This window comes from Exiguobacterium acetylicum (assembly GCF_022170825.1).
GTDB classification, from domain to species: Bacteria; Bacillota; Bacilli; order Exiguobacteriales; family Exiguobacteriaceae; genus Exiguobacterium_A; species Exiguobacterium_A acetylicum_B.
The window spans coordinates 1,000,540-1,019,221 of the sequence record NZ_CP081878.1; the positions used below are offsets into that span (position 1 = coordinate 1,000,540).

22 protein-coding genes are annotated in these 18,682 nt (G+C 48.3%); 14 read left to right on the forward strand and 8 right to left on the reverse strand.

Features of this window, described 5'->3' with window-relative positions; genetic code table 11:
• The first annotated feature begins 14 nt into the window (after positions 1 to 14).
• Together K6T22_RS05115 and K6T22_RS05120 are read left to right on the forward strand one after the other, a co-directional pair.
• A complete protein-coding gene (locus K6T22_RS05115) occupies positions 15 to 551 on the forward strand; it encodes a GNAT family N-acetyltransferase (protein ID WP_238239239.1) in 537 nt (178 codons plus the stop codon).
• A complete protein-coding gene (locus K6T22_RS05120; protein ID WP_425293146.1) occupies positions 533 to 1,159 on the forward strand; it encodes an HD domain-containing protein in 627 nt (208 codons plus the stop codon). The genes K6T22_RS05115 and K6T22_RS05120 overlap by 19 nt, the downstream gene beginning before the upstream one ends.
• 78 nt (positions 1,160 to 1,237) lie before the next feature.
• Here the strand turns inward: K6T22_RS05120 and K6T22_RS05125 are convergent, their stop codons facing one another.
• The 4 genes from K6T22_RS05125 to K6T22_RS05140 all read right to left on the reverse strand — a co-directional run bounded on the left by K6T22_RS05125 (position 1,238) and on the right by K6T22_RS05140 (position 5,167).
• Complete coding sequence (locus K6T22_RS05125; RefSeq protein ID WP_238239242.1) at positions 1,238 to 1,951, reverse strand: ZIP family metal transporter; 714 nt, start codon at positions 1,949 to 1,951, stop codon at positions 1,238 to 1,240.
• A 297-nt stretch (positions 1,952 to 2,248) separates the two neighbouring features.
• Positions 2,249 to 3,013: a 2,4-dienoyl-CoA reductase gene (gene fadH, locus K6T22_RS05130; protein ID WP_238239244.1), complete on the reverse strand. Its 765-nt coding sequence runs from the start codon at positions 3,011 to 3,013 to the stop codon at positions 2,249 to 2,251.
• 84 nt (positions 3,014 to 3,097) lie between these two features.
• Positions 3,098 to 4,033 (reverse strand): manganese-dependent inorganic pyrophosphatase, encoded by a 936-nt coding sequence (locus tag K6T22_RS05135; RefSeq protein ID WP_035409025.1) that lies wholly within the window; start codon positions 4,031 to 4,033, stop codon positions 3,098 to 3,100.
• A 57-nt stretch (positions 4,034 to 4,090) separates the two neighbouring features.
• Positions 4,091 to 5,167 carry an N-acetylglucosaminidase gene (locus tag K6T22_RS05140; protein WP_238239245.1) on the reverse strand — a complete coding sequence of 359 codons (1,077 nt, stop codon included), beginning with the start codon at positions 5,165 to 5,167 and terminating at the stop codon, positions 4,091 to 4,093.
• 76 nt (positions 5,168 to 5,243) lie between these two features.
• Here K6T22_RS05140 and K6T22_RS05145 point away from each other — a divergent pair, with 76 nt between their 5' ends.
• Positions 5,244 to 6,206: an aromatic acid exporter family protein gene (locus K6T22_RS05145; protein WP_235147627.1), complete on the forward strand. Its 963-nt coding sequence runs from the start codon at positions 5,244 to 5,246 to the stop codon at positions 6,204 to 6,206.
• Here K6T22_RS05145 and K6T22_RS05150 read toward each other — a convergent pair.
• Entirely contained in the window at positions 6,194 to 6,343 is a 150-nt protein-coding gene (locus K6T22_RS05150; protein WP_156501846.1) for a hypothetical protein, read from the reverse strand. The two genes, K6T22_RS05145 and K6T22_RS05150, sit on opposite strands and share 13 nt — an antisense overlap.
• A gap of 95 nt (positions 6,344 to 6,438) precedes the next feature.
• On the opposite strand from K6T22_RS05150, the gene K6T22_RS05155 reads away from it, so the two are divergent.
• The gene (locus K6T22_RS05155; RefSeq protein WP_050678519.1) at positions 6,439 to 7,563 is read left to right on the forward strand and encodes a M20/M25/M40 family metallo-hydrolase; all 1,125 of its coding nucleotides are present in this window, start codon (positions 6,439 to 6,441) and stop codon (positions 7,561 to 7,563) included.
• 62 nt (positions 7,564 to 7,625) lie between these two features.
• Here K6T22_RS05155 and K6T22_RS05160 read toward each other — a convergent pair whose 3' ends face one another.
• Positions 7,626 to 7,805: a hypothetical protein gene (locus K6T22_RS05160; RefSeq protein ID WP_238239246.1), complete on the reverse strand. Its 180-nt coding sequence runs from the start codon at positions 7,803 to 7,805 to the stop codon at positions 7,626 to 7,628.
• A gap of 108 nt (positions 7,806 to 7,913) precedes the next feature.
• On the opposite strand from K6T22_RS05160, the gene rnz reads away from it, so the two are divergent.
• From rnz to K6T22_RS05195, 7 genes are read left to right on the forward strand one after another with little or no spacing between them, the layout of a single operon-like run.
• Entirely contained in the window at positions 7,914 to 8,819 is a 906-nt protein-coding gene (gene rnz / locus K6T22_RS05165; protein ID WP_238239247.1) for a ribonuclease Z, read from the forward strand.
• Positions 8,820 to 8,822: 3 nt separating this feature from the next.
• Positions 8,823 to 9,719: a hypothetical protein gene (locus K6T22_RS05170; RefSeq protein WP_238239248.1), complete on the forward strand. Its 897-nt coding sequence runs from the start codon at positions 8,823 to 8,825 to the stop codon at positions 9,717 to 9,719.
• Positions 9,716 to 10,120, forward strand: a complete 405-nt coding sequence (locus K6T22_RS05175; RefSeq protein ID WP_053452846.1) for a DUF4430 domain-containing protein — start codon at positions 9,716 to 9,718, stop codon at positions 10,118 to 10,120. Before K6T22_RS05170 ends, K6T22_RS05175 begins: the two co-directional genes overlap by 4 nt.
• Positions 10,098 to 10,817 (forward strand): hypothetical protein, encoded by a 720-nt coding sequence (locus tag K6T22_RS05180; RefSeq protein ID WP_238239249.1) that lies wholly within the window; start codon positions 10,098 to 10,100, stop codon positions 10,815 to 10,817. Before K6T22_RS05175 ends, K6T22_RS05180 begins: the two co-directional genes overlap by 23 nt.
• A complete protein-coding gene (locus K6T22_RS05185; RefSeq protein ID WP_238239250.1) occupies positions 10,753 to 11,706 on the forward strand; it encodes an ATP-binding cassette domain-containing protein in 954 nt (317 codons plus the stop codon). Before K6T22_RS05180 ends, K6T22_RS05185 begins: the two co-directional genes overlap by 65 nt.
• Positions 11,703 to 12,266 carry an ECF transporter S component gene (locus tag K6T22_RS05190; protein WP_238239251.1) on the forward strand — a complete coding sequence of 188 codons (564 nt, stop codon included), beginning with the start codon at positions 11,703 to 11,705 and terminating at the stop codon, positions 12,264 to 12,266. Before K6T22_RS05185 ends, K6T22_RS05190 begins: the two co-directional genes overlap by 4 nt.
• A gap of 27 nt (positions 12,267 to 12,293) precedes the next feature.
• Positions 12,294 to 12,665 (forward strand): hypothetical protein, encoded by a 372-nt coding sequence (locus K6T22_RS05195; RefSeq protein WP_023467636.1) that lies wholly within the window; start codon positions 12,294 to 12,296, stop codon positions 12,663 to 12,665.
• A gap of 43 nt (positions 12,666 to 12,708) precedes the next feature.
• Here K6T22_RS05195 and K6T22_RS05200 read toward each other — a convergent pair whose 3' ends face one another.
• The gene (locus K6T22_RS05200; protein ID WP_238239252.1) at positions 12,709 to 13,524 is read right to left on the reverse strand and encodes an SDR family NAD(P)-dependent oxidoreductase; all 816 of its coding nucleotides are present in this window, start codon (positions 13,522 to 13,524) and stop codon (positions 12,709 to 12,711) included.
• 145 nt (positions 13,525 to 13,669) lie between these two features.
• Between K6T22_RS05200 and K6T22_RS05205 the strand changes: the two genes are divergently transcribed.
• Positions 13,670 to 15,130, forward strand: coding sequence for an MDR family MFS transporter (locus K6T22_RS05205; RefSeq protein ID WP_238239253.1), 1,461 nt, complete (start codon positions 13,670 to 13,672; stop codon positions 15,128 to 15,130).
• Positions 15,131 to 15,175: 45 nt separating this feature from the next.
• On the opposite strand, the gene K6T22_RS05210 is transcribed toward K6T22_RS05205, so the two are convergent.
• On the reverse strand, positions 15,176 to 16,069 hold the full coding sequence (locus K6T22_RS05210; RefSeq protein ID WP_238239254.1) for a DMT family transporter: 894 nt from the start codon (positions 16,067 to 16,069) through the stop codon (positions 15,176 to 15,178).
• Between the two features lie 44 nt (positions 16,070 to 16,113).
• Here K6T22_RS05210 and K6T22_RS05215 point away from each other — a divergent pair, with 44 nt between their 5' ends.
• Both K6T22_RS05215 and K6T22_RS05220 read left to right on the forward strand, forming a co-directional pair.
• Positions 16,114 to 18,231 (forward strand): DNA topoisomerase III, encoded by a 2,118-nt coding sequence (locus K6T22_RS05215; RefSeq protein ID WP_238239256.1) that lies wholly within the window; start codon positions 16,114 to 16,116, stop codon positions 18,229 to 18,231.
• Entirely contained in the window at positions 18,231 to 18,647 is a 417-nt protein-coding gene (locus K6T22_RS05220) for a hypothetical protein (protein WP_214808234.1), read from the forward strand. Before K6T22_RS05215 ends, K6T22_RS05220 begins: the two co-directional genes overlap by 1 nt.
• Positions 18,648 to 18,682 lie beyond the last annotated feature (35 nt).

An 18,682-nucleotide genomic window follows, 5' to 3' on the forward strand; every position in this document is an offset into this window, starting at 1 on the left:
GAGGGGGAAGATTGATGAAAAAATTACTTGAAGGTCATCATACTCGTCTGACGCGTTTTCAATCGGAAGATACCGAAGTGATGCAGCGTTTGCTTGACGATGCGACGTTTGCTCGTCAGTTCAGTGCGACACCATTCCGTCATTTGTCGACGGACAAAATTGAACAGATGATGGCGACGGATGCACCGGAGACATTCCGATTTGCGATTCGTAATTTTGAAGATGAGCGGATGATCGGCGTCATTGCACTAGAAGATATTCTATTTACACATGGAACGGCATGGCTGATGATTGGTATCGATCCGGATTGCGAAGGACAAGGATATGCGACGGATGCCATGGAGACACTGCTTGAGTATGCCTTCTTAGAGCTGAATTTGTACCGGATTCAATTGACGGTCTTTGATTATAATACGCGTGCGATTGAATTATATGAACGGCTTGGTTTCGCCCAGGAAGGGAGATACCGATCTTTTTTGCGGCGAGACGGAGAGCGGCATGATATGTTACTTTACGGATTACTTGAACCAGAATGGAGGGGACGACAATGATTCAAGAAACGGAAATCTTCGTCCGGTCGTTTCACGCGACGGACTTTTCAGGTCATGATTATGCCCATATCGAACGGGTTCGCCGTTTAGCGTTACATATTGCTAAACAAGAAGGTGGGAATATTCGGATCATCGAACTAGCGGCTCTACTTCATGATGTAGCAGATAGCAAACTCGGGGGAACGGCAGAAACGGTCGCCACGTTTTTGCAAGGAAAGGTGACAGAGGAAGAACAAGAACAGATTCTAGCCATCATTACGAGCCTGTCGTATAAAGATGGCACACGCCCACCGATCGAGACGATCGAAGGTCAGATCGTTCAGGATGCCGACCGCCTTGATGCGATTGGCGCAATCGGAATTGCCCGCACGTTTCAGTTCGCCGGTCGGTTCGGGGAGCCGATGCATGTACCTGGACTCGCACCGCGAGAGCCTGGTGACCGAACCGGGGAGACGAGTGCCTTGAATCATTTTGAAGAGAAGCTATTTCGACTCAAAGATTTAATGAATACGAAAACGGCACGTCAGTTAGCCGAGGAGCGTCATCGCTATATGGAAGAGTTCGTTGCACGGTTCAAAGAAGAGTGGGATGGTTCGACAGATAGCTGAAGACTTGTTTTCGAAATGACTAAAAAACAATGCGCATTTTCCGATTAAGCTTACGGAAAATGCGCATTGTTTTTGTCTTTAACTGAGGATGATCGCTGTAATCAGACCGAGTGCTGCGAATAGACCAACGATCGCCCCACCTTCTTCGTGGGCTTCCGGCATCATCGTCGAGGCGAGCATCGCGATGATCCCACCGCTTGCAAATCCACCAATCATCGCAAACTGCATGTCTGGAAGTTCGGAGAGAATCGTATAACCGGCAAGAGAAGCGAGGGCAGAGATCAACCAGACGACTCCCCACATCAATAGTACTTGTTTCTTCGAAAAACCGTCTTTTCGTAAGCCCGTCGTACTCGATAAACCTTCTGGGATGTTACTGACGAAAATCGCTGCAACGAGGGCGGCGCTGACATTTCCGGATAACAGACTGGCACCGATCATGATTGATTCCGGAATGGCATCAAGAATCGTCCCGAAGAAAATCGCTGTTCCTGTTCCTTCATTCCCACCAGATGAGCGTTTCCGCTTACTCGCGCCGCGTGACGAAACGAATAGGTCAAAACCAGTGAAGACGAGTGCCCCGACGATAAAGGAAATCGCAACGACAAGCGTCGTTGATTTCTTTAATGCTTCATCGAGTAACTCGAATGTCGCTGCACCAATTAAGATACCGGTCCCAAACGACATGATGTAACCGATCAGTCGTTGTTTTAGCGGTAAGTATAATCCAAACAGAGCGCCGATCACAACGGCACCACCTGCTAGCGCTCCCCAACCGAACGCTTCCCACATACGATCGCCTCCTTCTTGTCCTTTCTACCTGTTCTAGATAATTCATAAACATAGCGAAAAGAAAGAAAAATAGTTCGAGACGAATGCAAGGGGCTGACTCAAAAAAAGAATGTCGCGTCTTTTCACGCCCTTTTCTCAGGCGAGACACAAGCTAGTTTTCCTGCTTCATTCAAGCAGGAAAACTAGCTTGTTCGTCTCTGACAGCGCAAAAATGCGCTTTTTCCTGTAGGAGTGGCGTGAAACGCGTCATTCTTATCTTTGTGGAGACTGACTACTTAAGTCATTAAATCTCAATCATCAGAACGGTTGTTTATTTAACCAATGACCACCGTCAAGAGCGATACATTCTCCGTTTAGGTAGCGGGCTTGATCCGATACCATCCAGGTAGCGAGCGTTGCGATCTCTTCCGGTGTACCGAATCGACCGAGCGGCACGTTGCGACGAATCCGTTCTGCGTGTTCTGGTGATAAAGCGAGTTTGTCAGCACCACCTGTCCGTTCGATTGGTCCCGGACTGATAGCGTTGACACGGGCTTGATATTTATAACCCCACTCGACGGCAAGCGTTCGTGTCAAGTTCAGAACGCCAGCTTTCGCTGCAGCACTCGGAGCGACACCGACACCTGCCTGCCAGGCATAAGAAGCGACGATATTGACGATTTGTCCACCAACGACCTGATCTTCTTGCCAGCCTTTGACCAGCGCATGACAGCAGTTGAAGGTTCCGTTGAGGACGATGTCGATGACGGTCTTCCACCCATTCGGTGATAACTCGTCGGTTGGACAGATAAAATTCCCGGCAGCATTGTTGATCAATGCCTCAAGACGACCGAATCGTTCGCGTGCTTGATTGACAGCTGCGAGACAAGCATCTGCGTCACGAACATCCATCTGAATCGTCAAGTGTTCGCCGTGAATCTGCCCTAATGCTTCATCCATGAGTTGCAAGCGTTCCGCGTCCCGTCCCGTAACGACGACATTCCATCCGGCTTCCTTTAAGGCGAGCGCCATCGCTTTCCCCATTCCGTTCGTTCCACCCGTCACCATGATTGTTTGTGTCATATTGATTCCTCCTTTATGTAATGAATGAACAACCATTCATATTCTTTATTCAAAAAAGAAGGAGCGAACTCCTTCTTTTTTTGCTTATTGTGTTGCAAGAGCTGTATCTGTTAAGACAGGAACGACTTGTTTTTTGCGAGAGACGACACCTTCGAGGTAGACGAGGTTGTTCGTCGCTTCAAGACCGTAGGCACGTTCGACGAGATTCGCTTCTTTCCCGAGGACGAGTCCAACAGAGTTGTTCGTCAAGATATCCGTGACGATGAAGACGAATAGATCAAGACCTTTTGCAAGGATGACTTCGTTGATCGCTGTTTCGAGTTCTTCTTGGCGAAGCAAGACTTCAGCTGTATCAACTGTATTGACTTGAGCGATTTCGACTTTGAGTGTGCCCATCGTGAACTCTTTCGCGTCAAGTGAAATCAATTCTGGAACGGTTTTCTTCGAGAGATCCGCTCCAGCTTTGAGCATCTCAAGACCGTAGACGTTTGCATCGACACCAGCGATTTCTGCGAGTTCACGTGCTGCGATGATATCTTGCTCCGTGCAAGTCGGTGATTTGAACAGAAGCGAGTCAGAAATGATTGCTGATAGCATTAGACCAGCGATTTCTGGTTTGATCGCAACACCGTGTTCCTTATAGAGCTTGTTGAGGATCGTTGCCGTACAACCGACTGGTTCTGCTCGGTAATAGACAGGATCTGATGTTTCGAAGTTTGCGATCCGGTGATGGTCGATGACTTCCGTTACGGTAACGGCATCGATATCGTTCGCACTTTGTTGACGTTCGTTGTGATCGACTAAGATGACGTGTGACGCTTCTGTTGCCACTTCTGTCACTAGACGTGGTGCTGATACTTTGAACGTATCGAGTGCGAATAACGTTTCATCATTCATTTCACCAAGACGGATGGCTTCGGCATTGACACCGAGTGCCTTCTTTAATTCTGCATAAGCAATTGCCGATGTGATCGTATCGGTATCAGGATTTTTGTGACCAAATACTAAAACTTTTTCCATGACGTGTTCACTCCTCAATGATTGTTGTCTCGCCCTATAGTGTATCATATCTCTGATTTAGAAAGCGTTCATTTTCACCATGATACCAGCGATTTTTTCACTCCAAAAAGGGTCAGACGCGTAAAAGACGTTCATCCCTTTTTGTTTGTTTCCGAGGTAGGCGCCACGGTAATAGCGACCATCCCGATCGAGATAGTCGTTTGCGATGAAACGACCAGTTTGCTGGATCGAGTCCGTCAAGGATTTATAGACAGTTGCATCTTCTCCTGGTGCGGAATCTGTCGCATTGACACCAAACAGGTTATTTTTCTCCCGGGCAATCTCAGACCGCCCATAATCGGATTCGTGGATGGCGTGTGCAAGCAGATAAGCAGCGTTAACCCGATATTTCTTTTCAACGGATTTGAAAACTTTCCCTTTACCGATCAAGGGGCTGTCCGGTGCTTGATCCTTGATGAATGCGTCGAGTTGTTTGGCGCTGAGCCGCGTCGGTTTCGTCAAATCACGCGTTAGTGTCTTCGATTCAACATATTTCGTCGTCCGAGACGTCGCGTTCGTCGCTTCACCAGCGACAATCAATCCACCGAGCCCACTGTCCGCAACGATATAGTGAAGGAGGCGATCGCCCTTCGTCTGATAGTAGGATGCGTTCGAGACACGTTCTGCAGGGAACGGGCGTAAGCGATCTGTTGGTACATGACCAGTCACACCGGCAATGCTGACGCGACTCGTCTTTTCCCCGAACTCAAGCAACTGGACGCGTGTTCCGGAAGCGACGTAGGTGAGTCGTTTTTTTAAATCAGCATCGCGATGAATCGACAGAATACCGCGATCGTCGACGATTCCAGTACCTTGTCCACCGAGGTAGACATAACGATCATCTGACGAACGTTTGACAGCACCTTGTTCTCCCGCATGCGTCTTCGCTTCCGCAAACGTCTGGAAGTCTTGTTCGCTAATCTTACCCTTGTCATATCGTTCTGCCGTGTACGGTGCCGGTGGTGTTAAGACGGTCTTCGGCTCATCACGGAGCCAAAAGAATAAGAGAACGCCGATGAGAAAGAAGAAAAGTAATCCTTTTAGTGAACCGGTCCGGCGCACTGGGCGACCGGGACGGATAGTGCGTGTTGTCAAAGAAAATCACGTCCTTTAAAAAGCAATGGACATTCGTGTCCAACGTAGGTAGTCTAACAAAGAAAAACAAAAGGGGGTGAACCTGTTGCAAATCGGTTATCGCACGCTGAAGACAGCAGTCGCTGCTGCGCTCGCGATGTGGATCGCAGAACAGCTCAAGCTCGACTATTACGTCTTCGCTGCCATCATCGCCATCTTGAGCATCCAATCGACACGAAAGAAGACGTTTCGGTCTTCTTACGAACGCATCATGGCATCATTACTTGCCATCGTGCTCGGATTCATTCTATTCGAGGTCATCGGCTATCGTCCGGTGACGTTATTGATCTATTTCATTTTATTCCTTCCCTCCGTTCAACGCCTCCGACTTCAGGACGGCTTCATCACGAGTGTCGTCATTCTGACACATTTGTATACGGAACGTCAGCTCAACGCGCACATCCTGTTAAATGAATCCTTATTGCTTGGCATTGGAGTCGGTGTCGGATTGCTTGTCAACATGTACATGCCAAGTCTCGATTTGTTGATTGACGACCGCCGAGAAAAGATTGATCAACGGATCGCTGCCTTATTCTTCGAAGTCGCCGCTGCGATCGAGACAGGGCGGGTCAATCATCATGCGTTGACGCTTGACGAGACAGAACGTCTGTTACGTGAAGGAAAGGATGCCGCCTTAAAACGGATGGGAAACGCAATCGGTCGTCGGAACGATGATGAAGATTATGCCTACTTCCGGATGCGCGAACAACAATTCGAGTTACTGCGCGGTATCGTCCATCATGCCGAGGAACTCGTCCTCGTCGTCGAAGAAGGAAAAAAAGTCGCCGACTTCTTTCGGACGATTGGTGACAATGTCCGACCTGAAGCCGACGCAATGGTGTACATTTCAGAACTAGAGGCATTATTGACACGTTTTCGTGCCTCTGCCTTACCCGTCACGCGGGAAGAGTTCGAGGTCCGCTCTGCCTTACTGCACATGCTACAAGAAGCGGAGCAATATTTACGTTTAAAACAACGCTACGTCAATCAAAAGAAATAAAACATCGTCGAGGCGAACGTACCAATCAGGAAGATCGCTAAAATCCCGATCGTCGTCCATTTGATGATGCGTTGTTGTTTCGATGGTTTTGCCATATCGTCATTGACTCCTCTCTCGTATCGACTGATTACTGCCATTGTACAAACAACCTTTCAGAAGTGCAAATGACGATGGGGATGGTATACTAAAAAAGCGCTAGTGGATTGAAACATATTAGGAGGAGGGTTTTGTCATGGTCAATGAACAACGCGTATTAGATACGTTTTTAGAACTTGTCCAGATCGATTCGGAATCAAAAGAGGAGGCACGCATTTGTGCCCATTTGAAAAAAACGTTCGAGGATCTCGGATGTGATGTGTTCGAGGATGACGCTTCATCCAAGACGGAACATAAAGGAAACAATTTAATCGTCACGCTTCCGGCAACGAAAGACGGCGTCGATAAAATTTATTTCACTTCCCATATGGATACGGTATTCCCGGGTCAAGGCATTAAACCGATCATCGAGGACGGTTACGTCAAGACGGACGGCACAACGATTCTTGGGGCAGACGATAAAACAGGTCTCGCATCTCTGATCGAACTCGTGCATGTATTGAATGAAACGAAACAACCTCACGGAAAAATTCAGTTCGTCATCACAGTCGGTGAAGAATCTGGACTCGTCGGTGCGATGGTTCTTGATCCATCAAAAATCGATGCCGATTACGGTTTTGCACTCGATTCAGATGGAAAAGTCGGAGACATCATCACGGCTGCCCCAACACAAGCAAAAGTCAATGCGAAGATTTTCGGGAAAACAGCTCACGCTGGTGTAGCACCGGAAAAAGGTGTCTCGGCGATTACGATTGCTTCGAAAGCGATCGCGAAGATGCCGCTCGGTCGAATCGATGAAGAGACGACGGCGAACATCGGCCGATTCAGCGGTGGTGGTCCATCGACGAACATCGTTTGCGATTATGTCGAAATCTTTGCTGAAGCACGGTCACTCGTCGCTCCAAAGATGGAAGCACAGACAGAGAAGATGAAAGCGGCGTTTGAAGAAGCGGCAGCAGAGCTTGGCGGTCGCGCTGAAGTCGAAGTCAAAGTCATGTACCCAGGCTTCAAGTTCGAGGATGGAGATCAAGTCGTTGAAGTCGCGAAAGCAGCGATCACTCAACTCGGACGGACACCACGTCTCTTACATTCTGGTGGCGGATCAGATGCCAACGTCATCGCTGGTTTTGGTATCCCAACGGTCAACTTGGCTGTCGGATATGAAGATATCCACACGACAAATGAGAAGATGCCAATCGAAGAACTCGTCAAAACAGCGGAACTTTGCGTGACGTTAGTCGATTACATCACGAACAAATAAGCTGATGAAACACAAAAAAGAGTGTACCGCAACATTGCGGTACACTCTTTATCATTGTACGATTAAACTACTTGAGGACGATCAACATATTCCATAGACTCTAGAACGAGTTCTTCTGTACATAATAAGGTCGAAGCGATTTCATCAATTTGAATCGACTTTCCGTATTTTTGCCGATAACTCTCGTTCAGTTTGCGGGCTTCCCGGACGATGCGGGTATAGGTCCGTTCAATTTTAGTCATGGAAAAAACCACCTTCCAAATCTGAATAGGTACAGTTTACCATGCTTCACCGGATGAAAGGTGTATTTTGTGTATAAAAAATGCTAATTTTACGAAAAGGGGAAAAAGATGGAATTTTATTTTTTAGGGACAGGAGCCGGTATGCCGTCGAAACAACGGAACGTCACATCGATTGCCTTGTTACACCCCAAAATGACGTGGTTGTTCGATTGTGGCGAGGCGACGCAGCATCAAATCTTACACAGTCCGATTAAACCACGTAAAGTCAATGCGATTTTCATTACCCACCTGCATGGGGACCATATCTTTGGACTGCCTGGTTTCATCAGTACAAGAGCGGCGCTAGAAGGAACGACACCGCTCACGATCTATGGACCGACTGGGATTAAAGAATGGATGGACGCGACATTACGCATCACAGGGACGTATTTGCGATACCCGCTGCGGATCATTGAAGTCGAGGATGGTCAAACCTACGAACAGGATGGATTTCTCATTACCGCGCGCCTGCTCGAACACCGTTTTTCAGCGTTCGGATATCGACTAGAAGGACCAGAGGAACGAGGAGCGTTACGTGTTGATGCGCTAAAAGCACTAGGCGTACCATCTGGTCCACTCTATCGCCGAATCACACTCGAAGAAACATTTGAATTCGATGGTACGATCTATGCGTCGTCGGACTTTTTAGAAGCACCAAAACCAGGGATCAAACTGGCCGTTCTTGGTGATACGATGCCATGCGAAGCGGCGATTGAACTCGCGCGAGACGTCGATGTGTTAGTGCATGAGGCGACGTTTGCAGACAGTGAAGTCGAACACGCCGGACGCTTCGGGCACTCGACCGCCCGTCAGGCAGCCGAAATCGCGGATGCGGCACAGGCAAAAAAACTTCTGTTGACGCATGTATCCGCCCGTTATGTCGATCAAGAAGAAGTACTGGAGCAAGAGGCGCGAGAAGTATTCGCGAACAGTCATCTCATGAATGATCACCGGGTCGTCCCGGTCAAAGGATAGGCGATGGACTTTCTCATTTTATGGGCGCTCTTTTTACTGGCTGCTAGCGGATTAGGCTTTTTACTCGAGCGCCGGACAGAAAAAGAAAAATATTTGTACATGAAGTTCATTTTTTATGCGTGTCTCGGTGCTGTGTCATTTCCCGTTTATGATATTCAGCTACCGCTCGGCATCATTATTTTCTTGATCGTCCTGCACCCCAAAAAGAACTCGCGTTATAAACGCTATATGGCACTCTTTGGATTCCTGTTCTTCTTATTCCAACTCTTTCTCGGACCGTTTGACGCTGGGATGTTGCGGGAAGAAACGCAACAGATTGGTCGCGTGACAATCACGGATGATTCATTTGACAGTTTTCTCGCACAAGTCGAACGACGTGTCGGGGAAGAGGGGCTACGCATGGAACAAAGTCAGTTGATGTTTGATCGCGGTGGAAATCTCCGAAATGCTTCGTTTGAGATGCTCGTTCAAACACCGAAACGTTTCATTCGATATGATGTCAGTTATCAGGAATTGACAGGTACGATCTCCTATCGACCGCGTGAAGAGTTGACGACAAAATCCCTGACCTCGTACTATCAAAAGTTGATCGATGCTGAACAATCGTTTGAAATGTTACGAAAGCTCTCGATTCACGAAATTTTACACGATTCGAAAACACCATACATCGAGATGGATCTCGATGGTCTATACGAAACATTCAGTCTGCAAGATGCGACAGTCTTTTTGATTGATGACAAAGGGAAACTGATTCCGTATGTCAATACCGGAGACGATGTTTTAGCGAATGCGATCCGTTTGACGTATTACCGTTCTGACGGTCAATCACTTCGAGATAAAACCATTCTTTTATACAATTACAGCTTTGAGACATCAAGGCGAAAAGGAGTCGTACGATGAAAAAATGGCTATTTGCCGCAAGTATCGTGTTACTTGCCGGTTGTGCAGAAGCAAAAGAGGAGCAACAAACAGCGTCATGTGACGCGGAAGTCAAAGTATCGGTCGTCGATCATGTTAAGGATAAGACGTTGTTTGATAAAGACGTTTGTCTTAATAAAGAAGACACGGCACTTGATGCGCTCGAAGACACGACACTCGATGTCGTCAAAACAGGTAAAGGTGAGATGGCATACGTCACGGCAGTCGATGGGATTCGTGAAAAGTCAGCTGGTGCAGGAAGTGGCTGGGTTTTCGGTGTCAATGGAAAACCGGGTGAAGTCGGTGCCGGAAGTTATGAACTGAAAAAAGGAGATCGTCTCGAATGGCGATTTGAAAAAGATGCAATGGCTTATTTTGAGTAAACCAGAACGGGAGCGACTTCACCCAGTGAACGTCGCTCTCTTTTTCATCGGGATGATCATGATTCCTTTCGTCCTCACACACGACCAAACGACCATCGTCGTCTATCATCTACTGCTCTTTTTATTCGTTCAAGAACGAAATGTCTTTCGTTATTTAGTCCTTCCAGCTCTTTATGCGGTCATGATGTGTGTGCCGCTTTTGTATGGAGCGAGTATCGACACGGTGGCAATCTATGAGACGACGATTCAGGTGACGCTATTCGTCACTTCGAGTCAATGGATCTTCACATTGGTTCGACTCGATCAGATGGGACCATTATTTCGTTTTTTACCCCGATTGACGCGGTTGACAGGTATGGTGCTGGCGTTAATTCCGTCTTTCCTACGAACTTGGCCGGAAGTCAAGATGAGTCATCCGGATGCGTCGCTTGCTGTTCGACTAGAGCGGATGGCGGCCTATCATATTATACCGATCGAAGCGGCACCGTCTCGCTTAAGACCGGTAGCGAGTCGTGATGTGCAGACCGGGGTACTGCTCACGATTAGTTTAGTGCTCTGTTTTACACCATGGGCAATCATTACGGCGATTGCTTTACCGGTATCGTTATTATTTACGAAAGGGGGAATCCGGGATGCCTATCATGTATACCGACACCGATCGAGAAGAACGTTTACGACGACAGGCAAACGAACATGAACAAGCTGTTTTGACACCAGAGCGACTACTACATGGACGTGTCCGGGATCTTCTCGCTACCGTTTCTTTGTTTCGGGCAGGAGAACTCGCGACCTTGCTAGGACTAGAAGCTTTTTTTGAAGCCGAGTCGAGTGAACTCTCATCCGGAGAACAACAGCTCGTTGCGCTCGGTCATGCCTTGTCTTCGTCACCAAAGACCCTGTTCTTGTCGGAACCATTTCTGTTTCTTGATCATGTCCGGCGGAAGCGATTGATGGGATTGCTTGAAGAAATCGAACGACGGTTTGATTGTCAAATTCATTGTTCGATGACGAGACAATCCGACCTCTCGCGTACGAGTGAACCGGTCGAAACGACAGGACGTCTCTTAGACTGGATTGAGAACGTCCAGCACCGTTATCCGCTACAGGCGCGTTATGCACTCGTGACAGGGAAATTATCGTTTCATCAAGGTGAACGGATTGCGATCGTCGGTGCAAATGGAAGTGGGAAATCGACGTTACTACGGCTTGTACTCGGAGTTGAGCGACCGCTATACGGCAAAGTCCGGCGTTCGGGGCAGACGCATTATGTACCAGCGCATCCGATGCTCGCACCACTAAATGACCGAAGCGGTAGTTTTGCGACGCAAAAAAAACGTCTTTTAGACGAGATCGATTGGTGCAAGGACAGCTATTACTTTGATGAACCGACGGCTGGTCTTGAGGATCCAGCGCGGATGGCTTTCATCGATTCGTGGAAGATGAGTCCGGCGGCACTCATCGTCATGGCGACACATGATCCAGCCCTGATCCGCGCAGCGCAGCGGATCATCTATCTCGTACACGGAGAAATTGCCTTTGACGGACCAACGGAGCAATTTTTACAGGAAAGCCGGCTATTTGTATGATCGTAACAACGATTCTGATCGTTTGTCTGTTCTTGATCATCTTTGAAAAACTGCCGATGACAGATCAGCGATTACGATTCATTGCCATCATCACGGCAGCGGCAATCGTCGGACGATTGTTGTTCTCCAGTTTGCCGAACATTCAGCCGGCAACGGCTCTCATTTTATTAGTAGCCGTATTCGTCCATCCGGTCGTCGGTGCCATTTCTGGGATGCTTGTCGTCGTATTGACAAGTTTGTTTCTCGGAAGCGGTCCGTTCGTTCTCTTTCAGGCGCTAGCGTATGCAACCATCGCTAGTCTAGGATTCGTTCCGTTTCTTCGTTACCGGATTGTATTGACTGGATATGGATTTCTCGCTGGTTTCTTATACGGATGGGTAAGTAACCTCGGGTTCTTAGTACTGACCGACTTTTCGTGGCAAGCTTTCTTCACCTTACTCGTGACCGGAGGAACGTTTGATTTGCTACACGGATTCAGTAACGCCATTTTCATTTGGATATTGTTTCCGATTTTTTTACGAATTATGCATTCATTCGATGAAAAGAGGGGTACAGAATAGTAACATACCGAACAGGAGGGAAGGCATATGCTGGGATCATCGATTTCGCTTGCTTATGTCGTCATGTTGCTCATCGTCTCGAGTGTCGGCTTAGTGTTTGGCAGTATTCTGTTGATGAAAGGTACGATTAGAGGACGTTACGCTGCTTGTTACTTACTCGCTGCTGCTATTTTCCCAAGCGCCATGTTGATTACCTCATCAGAAGGATTACTATGGCAACATTTACGATTCGAGAGTTCATGGTTCCTCGCGATTGTCTCCTGGCTACTCGTCTTATCGACGGGCTACATCGTCTCGATTACGGGTGCGCTCGTCATTCGTTATCTGTACCGCTACACGACGACCTTTGATCGCGTTAAACGGTACGCGACGCGACGGTTTCGTCATCACGAAGCGTAAACAAAAATACGGAAGAACCAGATGTCTGGCTCTTCCGTATTTTTTATGAATTCGCGTACAGGAGATCTTCTTCTGTCGAGGACTCTTGCTGGCGAGCAGGGTCCTGGATCCGACCAGTTACTTCCGTCAGGAGACGGCGTGGCAAGAGACGAGATAAGGAAACCATGGCGCGGTTGCTCGCACCTGGAACGACGACACGGCGACCTTTGAGCATGCCACGATACCCTGCGAATGCGACGAGGTGCGACGGCATACTCTTGAACGGGAGCGTGATGTTCGCTCGATCGAAGAAGTTCGTATCAGTCGGTCCCGGACAGAGGCAGGTTACGCTGACACCCGAGCCATCGACTTCCGTTGCGAGTGCTTCGGAGAACGAGAGGACATAGGCTTTCGTCGCATAATACACACTCATGTAAGGTCCTGGCATGAAGGCGGCAACGGATGCGACATTCAAGATGCGTCCGAAGCCACGTTCGACCATCCCTGGTAAGAGTCGTTTCGTCAGGTCCGTCAAAGCGACGACGTTGACTTGGATTGAGTTAATATCTTCCGTTGGGTCAATTTCAGCAAACCGTCCCGACGTAGCGAAGCCGGCATTGTTGAACAATAGATCAACTGTTAGCTCTTGCTCCTCTAAGTACTGCACAAGGTGATCAACACTATCGTGTAGTGATAAATCAGCAGCGAATACATAGACTTTGATCTGATACCGTTTTTCGAGAACTTGTTGTAGTTCTTTCAGTTTCTTTTCATTGCGGGCAACGAGTACGCAATCAAAACCATCTCGCGCTGCGAGGACAGCGAGATCGAGTCCGATTCCACCCGATGCACCAGTAATCAGTGCCGTTTTTCGTAACATAGGACATTCCTCCATTCGAAATCGTGAATCTGAGTCTAGTGTATACCATTCCATACCGTTCCCGCGAATCCTGTCTCGTAAGCATTTACTTTTCTTATCACTGGTCCAACCAGTATGATAGAACTGGAGAGAGGAAGTGGAAGGGATGAGGAAAAAAGTAACCGTCGCGTTGTTGCTCGCGACGTTTTTAGCCGCGATCGAGGGGACGATCGTTGCAACGGCAACACCTGTCATGGCAAGTGAGCTGAACGGGGCAAAATTAGTCAGTTGGATCTTTGCTGGATTCTTGCTATTCATGGCTGTCTCGACGCCGATTTACGGGAAAATGGCCGATTTATATGGACGAAAACGTGTCCTGTTATTCGGAATTGGTGTCTTCACAGTAGCATCACTAGCGTGTGGACTTGCTCAATCGATGGAGATGTTAATCGTCTTCCGTGCCGTTCAAGGGATTGGGGCAGGGGCCGTGTTGCCGATTGCAATGACGATCATCGGTGATTTGTATACATATGAAGAACGCGGGAAAATCCAAGGCGTACTCAGTGCTGTTTGGGGAATTTCCGGTGTCGCCGGACCACTTGTCGGTGGGTTCCTTGTGGAATCACTCTCATGGCGCTACATCTTCTTATTGAACGTACCGTTTGCGTTATTGTCCTTTTTCATGATTGTCGTGTACTACAAAGAGACCGTCCGTGAAACGGATCGGAAAATCGATTACCGAGGTGCGTTACTGTTTGCGCTCGGGATGAGTGCGTTTCTGTACGGCTTATTATCAGGCAGTGAATCGGAGACATTCTTGCGTCCGATCATCTTAGCCAGCTTTTTCATTAGTTTTGTTTTACTGTTTACGTTTTATCGGGTTGAGAAAAAGGCGAGCGACCCGCTGTTGCCGCCAGCGGTCATTCGCCATCCGGTCATTCTCGTGATTAACTTGGCAGTCTTCTTTTCGGCCTGGGTGCTCGTCTCGATGTCAGCGTACATTCCGATCTTTGCGCAAGGCGTGCTCGGAAAGAGTCCGACCGAAGCTGGGTTCATGTTGATGCCACTGTCACTGTTTTGGACATTAACGGCGATCATCGGTGGACGTACGATTGGTGTCGCTTCACCCCGGTACCGGACGATGACCGGGATGGGACTGCTAATCGTCGGGACGACGATTTTATCGTTGATTACGCGCGAATCAAGTGATGTCTTCATTTATCTTGCTGTTTCACTGATCGGAATCGGCTTTGGTCTCTCGCAACCGGTCTTCATGGTTGTACTCCAGACGTCCGTCGATTGGTCCCTTCGCGGATCAGCAACCGCCGTTAACTCGTTCTTGAGCACGACAGGGCAGACGCTTGGTGTCGCGATCTTTGGTACGATCTTCAACCTATCGATCCTTCGTTCGTTTGCTGCATCAGATAAGCTCTCGGAGTATGCGATTGATCCGTTCTTCCAATCCAGTACGGCAAAAACGTTCGGACAAGACGTACAATATGCTGCGGAAGTGGCATTAGCACATGGATTACGCTACGTCTTCATCGGTGGTATTCTCTGTGCCGTCCTTGCATTTATGATGACATGGCGATTACCGAAAGTCCGACCGGAAGACCCTCGTTCATAATGAAAAAGCGGACCAAGATGATAGCCATCTGGTCCGCTTTTGTCGTTAAGAGTGACTAGTCGCACTCTCTTGTTGCGCAATCTGTTCACGAATGTCGCGTTCATTGCGTCGGAGAAATAATCCGATCCCAATCAACAGTAAAGCGGCACCTGTGATTTGAATCCACGTCAACGTTTCATCAAACAGATAATAACCGAAAATCATACCCCAGACGGCTTCACCGAGGATGGTGATGCTGACGATGCTCGCGCTGACACGAGCGAGTGCCCAGTTGAATAAATTGTGACCAAGCAACGTCGGGAAGACGGCGAGGAGGATATAAAGCCACCAGTCCTGTTGGAACGCGGCAACAAGGTTCGTTGATTGAATCAATGACAACAAGAGTAAGACAATTGACGCGACGGCATAGACACCGAACGAATAAAGGTTTGTTGAGACACTCGTCCGGACGTGTTGACCGAGCAACCAATAACCAGCGACGAGAATCGTTGCGAGTAAAGCAAGACCGTCTCCAATCAAGGCGCGCATGCCGACAGCGATATCCCCGTAGGCGACCAGTCCACCACCGAATAAGGCGACGGCGACGAACAAAAGTGCCTTACGTGATGGATGTTGTTTGAAAAACAACGCGTTACCTGCAAGAACGAAAATCGGACTAGCGGTCACGAAGAGCGTCGAGCTCGCAACTGTCGTATAATCAAGAGAGAGGAACCATAGCCAAAAATGACCGGCGAGCAAAACGCCACTTAGTAGCATGTGTCGAATCGTCGACGAACTGAGTTGCAACAGTTCCTTCAATCGAATGAGTGGAAGCAACAACAAGGTCGAGAATAACATGCGGTAAAAGGCGACAGCCTCAATCGGGGTCTCCGCCCACTTGACGAAGATTGCCGATGTTGAAATAAAGAATAAAGCCATGAATAACGTAAAATAGGGCATGGGTACCTCCACATGTCTGAAGTAAGGAAATGAGGGTGAAGCGTGTGCAATTGATCATTGCTGAAAAACCAAAACAAGCTGAAAAATTGGCAGCCCCGTATCCGTCCGTGAAACGAGACGGCTACATTGAAATCAAACCGTGTGATCGATTTCCGCAAGGAGCAAAACTCGCCTATGCGGTCGGGCACTTGTGCGAACTCCAGGAGCCGGCGCATTACGACGCTAAATGGAAACGATGGAACTACGACCATTTGCCGATCATCCCGGAACGATTTGATTACCGACTAGCAAAGGGCAAGAGTAAACCGTATCAAGTCATCAAAAAATTATTAAACGAGCGGACGACGACTTCCATCATTATAGCATCGGATGCCGAGCGAGAGGGAGAGGCAATCGTCCGATTGATTTTACGTCTCGCAAACAATGCGAAACCACTACAACGACTCTGGATTTCTAGTTTAACGCCGCAAGCCGTCGATCATGGTTTTGCGAATCTACTTGATGGTAAGGAAACGGAGAACATTTTCCATGAAGCGATGAGTCGTGCTTGCGCCGACTGGTTGATTGGGATGAATGCATCCCGTGCTTATACAACGTTACTGAAGAAGAAAGGCATCGCCGACGTCTTTTCGCTCGGACGGGTCCAAACACCGACGCTTGCCTTGATCGTCGAGCGGGAAAAACAGATCGAGAATTTTCAACCGGAGACATATTATGAAGTCGAAGCAGATTTTACACGTTACAAAGGGAAATACATCAATGCGAAGAAACAGACGAAACTGAGTGACCGAGAGCAGGCCCAAGCGATCGTCGATCGGACGAAAGGAACAGGCATCGTCGCCTCGATCGAGAAAAAACGGCAAACGGAACGTCCACCGTTCTGGTTTAGTTTGTCACTTTTGCAAACGGAAGCGAGTCGACGCTTTGGACTCGGTGCCAAAGAGACGCTCGATATCGCGCAAAAGCTCTACATTCGCGGCTGGATCAGTTATCCGCGAACAGATTCGTCTTTCGTGACAAAAGAGGAAGCAGGTCAGTTTCCGATTATCCTCGATCGGTTATTGAAACAAGCGGAGTATAGTCCAATCAAGAATGTTTTGACGAACAATCCGGCAAACGATAAACGCTATGTCAATCCGGCGAAGGTTAGCGACCACTATGCGATCATTCCGACAGAAGAAGCAGGTGCCGTCGCTAAGTTATCCGGTCGTGATGCCCAAGTCTATGATTTAATCGTCCGACGTTTTCTAGCAGCATTTGCACCGGACGCTGTCTCGGAAAAAACGGAAATCGTGACGGCGCGTGAGACGGATCGTTTCCTGACACGCGGTAGTCGAACGATTGATCCGGGCTTTAAACAGGTATTGCAAATCGAATCGAAAGAAGTCGAATTGCCAGCTGTTGAAAAAGGACAAGAGATGCCAATTAAAAGCTGTCGTCTGCTCGAGAAACAAACGGAGCCACCGAAACGCTACACGGAAGGGACACTGATCCTCGGCATGAAGACAGCTGGTAAGTTGCTAGAGGATGAACTGCAAGCAATCATGAAGGAAGTCGAAGGGCTTGGAACGGAAGCGACCCGTGCTGGGATCATCGATGGATTAAAACGACGTGAGTATATCAAACTCGTCAAAAAAGAGATTCATCCGACACCAAAAGGTCGAATATTGATCGATGCCGTGACGGGAAGCATCCTTGCCTCACCGGAAATGACAGCGAAGTGGGAGAGCCGTCTTGAACAGATTGGAAAAGGCGAAGCATCTGCCGCCCAGTTCATTGAACAGGCGAAAAAATTGTCGGAGCATCTCGTCGTCGATGCGAAACAACGGATCGAGCAACTCGCTGTTGATCCAACGCAAGTTAAAAGCAAGTCACCGCGGGGAGCGACGAATCGCCCGGTCGGTCCATGTCCACTGTGCCAGTCAGCAGTGCTTGATCGTGGGAAGTTTTATGGCTGTAGTGGCTATCAAAAAAACAACTGTGGTTTTACATTACCGAAAACAATTCTAGGTGCCCGATTGACACAAACGGAAGTTAAAAAAGTACTCGTTGGTCAGAAGACGAAGCCGCTCGAGATGAAAAAGAATGCGCGTCAGTTCAAGGCGATGCTCTATCTCGAACGCGATCAATTAAAATTCGAATTTACGAAAGGGGAAGACTGATGCAATACGAACTGATCCAAAATCAAACGTTTCGTCCCGTCTTTGAAAGACTTTTGCAGGAAGGACGCCGCTTGACGGTCTGGTTTCCGGACCATATCGAAGTACAGTCGGCGGAAGGGCTCGTCGAAGAAGCAGAAGAACTGTTCGGTGTGACAGCAGAAGTGATTGACGATCCACAATCGTTCGGTAAGCATATTTTACTTCCGTATTTGACGGAAGTCGAACACCGGGAAGATGGATTCATTCGCTACGAAGCTGAATTGACGGAAGAGTTACGTCACCTCGTGCGCGAATTGACGTTGCCGATGTTGACGGAAGGCGATTTCGAAGTGTTATATTCGTATCAAATCGAGACGGAGACAGAACGCTTTTACGTCGAAGATTGGTTTCAAGCGGAATTACAAAAAATTACCTAACGAGATGAAACTTTCTGGAATAAGATGACGTAGGA